At 68.0% G+C, this 4,563-nt stretch carries 7 protein-coding genes; 5 read left to right on the forward strand and 2 right to left on the reverse strand.

The window, feature by feature from the left end; translation table 11 throughout:
- Positions 1-291 (forward strand): hypothetical protein (locus VFP86_05870; GenBank protein HET8999155.1); only part of this gene is annotated, 291 nt, incomplete at its 5' end.
- Positions 292-354: 63 nt separating this feature from the next.
- Here VFP86_05870 and VFP86_05875 read toward each other — a convergent pair.
- Entirely contained in the window at positions 355-1,134 is a 780-nt protein-coding gene (locus VFP86_05875; protein HET8999156.1) for an enoyl-CoA hydratase-related protein, read from the reverse strand.
- A gap of 53 nt (positions 1,135-1,187) precedes the next feature.
- Between VFP86_05875 and VFP86_05880 the strand changes: the two genes are divergently transcribed.
- Together VFP86_05880 and VFP86_05885 are read left to right on the forward strand one after the other, a co-directional pair.
- Positions 1,188-1,709 (forward strand): flavin reductase family protein, encoded by a 522-nt coding sequence (locus tag VFP86_05880; GenBank protein ID HET8999157.1) that lies wholly within the window; start codon positions 1,188-1,190, stop codon positions 1,707-1,709.
- 8 nt (positions 1,710-1,717) lie between these two features.
- The gene (locus VFP86_05885; GenBank protein ID HET8999158.1) at positions 1,718-2,143 is read left to right on the forward strand and encodes a TIGR03668 family PPOX class F420-dependent oxidoreductase; all 426 of its coding nucleotides are present in this window, start codon (positions 1,718-1,720) and stop codon (positions 2,141-2,143) included.
- Here the strand turns inward: VFP86_05885 and VFP86_05890 are convergent.
- On the reverse strand, positions 2,140-3,387 hold the full coding sequence (locus VFP86_05890) for a mandelate racemase/muconate lactonizing enzyme family protein (GenBank protein ID HET8999159.1): 1,248 nt from the start codon (positions 3,385-3,387) through the stop codon (positions 2,140-2,142). The two genes, VFP86_05885 and VFP86_05890, sit on opposite strands and share 4 nt — an antisense overlap.
- Positions 3,388-3,425: 38 nt before the next feature.
- Here VFP86_05890 and VFP86_05895 point away from each other — a divergent pair, with 38 nt between their 5' ends.
- Both VFP86_05895 and VFP86_05900 read left to right on the forward strand, forming a co-directional pair.
- Positions 3,426-3,905 carry a GNAT family N-acetyltransferase gene (locus VFP86_05895; GenBank protein HET8999160.1) on the forward strand — a complete coding sequence of 160 codons (480 nt, stop codon included), beginning with the start codon at positions 3,426-3,428 and terminating at the stop codon, positions 3,903-3,905.
- Positions 3,906-3,971: 66 nt separating this feature from the next.
- Positions 3,972-4,563, forward strand: a 592-nt coding sequence (locus VFP86_05900; protein HET8999161.1) for a hypothetical protein, incomplete at its 3' end; no start/stop codon positions are given.

Genomic DNA, 4,563 nt, shown 5'->3' on the forward strand with positions numbered 1-4,563 from the left:
ATGATCGACCTGTTGGTCGTGCGGGGCCGCGTGCGAAGACGAGACGCGCTCCTCGTGGAGAAGGACCAGGAGATCGCGCGCGTCAAAGCGTCGGCCTACGACCAGGAGCAGCCCGCGCTCGCGGATGTGAAGATGCAGCTCAACAAAGTTGCGCTCGACGTGAACGCCATGATGATCCGGCTCAGGGCGATGCCGACGAGATCGGACCGTGCGGTCCGAGAGGAGATCAGGACGAACACGCCGGAGCGGTCCGCGAACGAACAGGTCGCCCAGGTCGCCCTCACGGACTAGCCTGACCGCGGCGGCGCGCGACACGGGTGCGCCGTTCGCGGGGACGGGGTGGTGTGTGGTCTCCTACCGCCCCGTCCACCGGGGCGGCCGGCGTTCGCGAAAGGCGACAATCCCCTCCTGACAGTCGGCGGTCGCATACAGCATCCGCTGCAGCTGCCCTTCGAGTTCTAACCCTCCCTCGTAAGTCTGGTGGAGCCCGTATCGGATTGCCCGCTTTGCGGCGCGGACCGCCAACGGCGCATTCGCGGCGATGGCTCGGGCGGTCTCGCCCGCCGCTCCCAGCAGGTCGTCCGGCGAAACGACGGCATCCACGAGCCCGATCCGGTACGCCTCCTCCGCGCTGATCCGGCGCCCGGTAAGGATCAGGGCCATCGCCCGGGACGATCCGAGCAGGCGCGACAACCGCTGGGTCCCGCCGGCCGCGGGAATGATCCCGCGGGTGACCTCGGGACACCCGAACTCAGCCGTGGTGGCCGCCCACCGCAGGTCGCATCCCAGCGCGAGCTCGCACCCGCCCCCCAGGGCGACACCATTGACCGCGGCGATCACGGGCACCGCGAGCCGTTCCAACTCCACGGGGATTTGAAAGATGCTGCGATTGTGCTTCCAGATCGCCTCGGGCGCGGCGCCTTCCCGCTCTTTGAGGTCCGCCCCGGCACAGAACGCTCTGCCCTCGCCCGTCAGGATCAGCACGCGCGCCCCGGGATCCTGATCGACCCGGGCAAGCGCGTCCAGGACCGCCCGGCACATCTCGGTGCTAAGCGCGTTGAGCGCGGCGGGCCGCCGGAGGGTCAGGGTAAAGATACCCTCCGCGCCGTCGAGGGTCGCGAGCGAACCTGCCATCAAGCGCCTCCTCTCGCCTCCGTCCGTCGCCATCTTATAGGAAGGATGCTACGATGGAAAGGAAGCCGGGCGCGTCGCGAGGAGCCGTCGTCATGGATGCCGCCGTACGAAAACGAGTCCTGCGCCTGCTGACCTACGGCATGTACATCCTCACCGCCGCCGCAGGAGACGACCTCGCCGCGGGGACGGTTACCTGGCTGTCTCAGGCGTCATTTACCCCGCTGCTGGTGATGGTCGGGATCCGCCGGGATGGCCACGTCCACGAGGTCGTGGGCCGAAGCCGCGCGTTTGCCGTCAACGTCCTGGCGTCGACGCAGCAGGAGATCGCTTCCGCATTCTTCCGACCCTCGGTCGCAGACGGCGGCCGGATCAACGGATACGCGTTCGAACGTGCGCCCTCCACCGGGGCGCCGCTGCTCCTCGATCTTCCCGCGTGGTTTGAAGCGCGGGTCACCGACGCCGTCACAAGGGGCGACCATACCATCTTTGTCGCCGAAGTCGTCGGGACCGGACTCCGGGACCCGGGCGCGGCGCCGCTCGCGCTCACGCAGACCCCGTGGTCCTACGCCGGGTAGCGCTCGGCATGGCCACTAGCGATGGTTCCGAGGCAATGCTCCGCGAAGCCCGCATCGCCCGGCTCGCCACCGCAGACCGCAACGGACAGCCTCACGTCGTCCCGGTATGCTTCGCCTACGATGGGGCGGCGATCTACATGGTCATCGACGAGAAGCCGAAGCGCACGGCACCCGAGCGCCTCCGCCGGATCCGCAACATCATCGCGAATCCCAAGGTGGCCATGATCGTCGACCACTACGAAGAGGATTGGCGGCGATTGCGCTATACGCTCGTGACCGGCACCGCGCGGGTCATCGAATCGGGGCCGGACCACATCCGGGCGATCGCGCTGCTTCGCGAGAAATATCCTCAGTACCGTACGATGAGGCTAGAGGACAGGCCCGTCGTCGTGATCTCGCCGGCGGGCACGATCGCTTGGGCGCCGGGGGGCTAGGGTCCGATCCGGCGGAGGTCCCCACGGCTGGTCACGTACGGGGCGAGCGCGTCGAGATCAACATCCACGCCGATCCCGGGTGACGCCGGGACGAGCAGCGATCCCCGTTCTACCTGCAGCGGATCGGTGAGGAAGCGATTCGAGAGCTCCAGCATCGGCGGGTGATGCTCTTGAATGAAGAAGTTCGGCAGCGTAGCGGCCACCTGCCAGGTCGCGCCCATGGCGACACCCAGCGACACCCCCAAGTGCAGCGCGACCGGCCGGCCGCTGTCGGCCGCCAACGCCGCGATGCGTTCCCCTTCGGTCACCCCGCACCGCGCGATATCGGGCTGCGCGACGTCGAGGGCGCCCCGGGCGAGCCACTCCGCGAATTGAAACCTGGTGCGCAGGGTTTCGCCCGCGGCGACGGCCAGTGCGAGCTCGGCAGCGAGGCGGGCGTGCCCGTCGAGATCCTCAGGCGGAAGCGGCGACTCGAGCCACTCGATCCCTAGGCCCTCGAGCCCCCGACCGAGCCGGACCGCCTCCTGGAACGGGTAGACCCAAAACACGTCTGCGAAGAGCCGGGCTCCGGGCCCCGCCTGCCCGCGGGTCGCCTCGGCTTCCGCGAGGTCCGCCTCGACCCCGCGGCCGAGATAGAGCTTCACGCCCTGGTATCCCTCCTGGCACAGGGCGGCGGTGAGGGCGGCGCGCGCGTCCGTCGTCGGGGCGCGCACGCCAGAAACGTACGCCGGGAGCCGGTCGCGGAGCCGCACGCCCAGGGCCGTCGAGAGGGGCACGCCGGCCGCCCTGGCCGCGATGTCCCAGAGCGCGATGTCGCATCCGGCGATGGCGTCGACCATGAACCCCGTAAAGTGGCCTCGCCCGTTCATGCTGAGGTAGCAGCGGTCCCGGAGCGACCGCACCTCCCGAGGATCCGCGCCGATCAGCATCGGGGCGAGGAGGCGATCGACCACCGCCTGCGCGGCCTCGGGCACGATCGGGGCCTGCGCCTCTCCCCAGCCGTGCAGCCCGTCGTCGGTATCGATGCGGATGAGAAGGGTCTGCGTACGGTCGGCGTAGACCTCGTTCCACTCGGCTTCAAAGTAATACTCGCCGCCCGCGAGCAGCGTGGGAGTGGCCGTCTGCCCGCCGAAGCGATCATGATACGGAATCTTCACCACGAACGTGCGCACGCGGTCGATCTTCGTTTTCTCTCCCTCCCGTTGTTGGGCGCTGTGTGGTGGTTCTGCCGTGTCAAATGCCATGTCCTGCGTCCCTCCAGGGGCGCGCTCACGATCGTGGGATGCCGTCGTATGATATCGTGAAGGATGTGAACGTGAGGCCGGCCGCCCCCGGAGACCTGGAGCAGGTCAGTGCCCTGCGCGCTCGGCTCTGGCCCGACACCCCGACAGAGGAGCATCGAGAAGAGGTGCGTGCGATCCTCGCCGGCCGTCCTCGAAGCACGATGCCGCTCGTTGTCTTCGTCGCAGAAGACGAGGGTGGGTTGATCGGCTTCGTGGAAGTCGGGCTCCGCTCGCATGCCGATGGGTGCAACCCGACCCGTCCCTGCGGTTTTGTCGAAGGGTGGTACGTCGCGCCGGAGCACAAGGGCCGGGGCGCCGGACGCCTGTTGATGCAGCGCGCGGAAGCCTGGGCGCGGGAGCAAGGCTGCGCAGAGCTCGCCTCCAACACGTGGATCGACAACGAGGAATCGCAGCGGGCCCACGCGGCTCTCGGATTCGAGGTCGTCGACCGTTGCGTGAACTACCGCAAGAAGCTCTGAGTCGCTGCCGGAGTCATTGTACCGAAACTATGCCCCAACAAAGGGATTCTACGCGGAGGCGCACCGATGAGATGGCAAGGAGTTGCGGTTCTTCTGTTCCTTATCACGGCCGCGAGCCGGTCGGGACCGGTTGACACTGCCGCGGCCACCGCAAGGACCGTGGGGGTGGTGGATTTCTATTCCCCCACCCCGCTGGGCGCGTTTGGCTTCGTGCCCGAACGCTTCGCCGCAGACGAGCTCTCCACGTTGCTCGCCCAATCGGGGGCGGGCCAGCTTACGTTCGTTCCACGAGATTCGATGGAGAAAGCGGAGGCGTCCGTGGGCTGGCAAAACATAGATGTCCTCCATTTCGAGAGGCTCCGGGTCCTGGCCCAGGCCGCGGGGGCCAATGCGCTTGTGGTGGGATGGATTCCGCTGCTTGCAGTTCGCGCCGGCGGTGGCGGCGGTGGGTTCCCCCCGAACGGCAGCGGTCCGCCGATGGCGGATACCAATCTGGTGCTGCAAGTTTTCGATGCCGCGCAGGGACGGCTCGTGGGGGAGACCCGACAATCGGCCAGTGTCCTTCTTGCCACCACGCGGGATCTGCTCGCAAAACAGGTCCTGCACGACGCTCTCATGCGCGGAGTCTCGCCCGTGGCAAGGGCGCTGTCTTCGGAAG

This window comes from bacterium, assembly GCA_035703895.1.
Lineage (GTDB): Bacteria > Sysuimicrobiota > Sysuimicrobiia > Sysuimicrobiales > Segetimicrobiaceae > Segetimicrobium.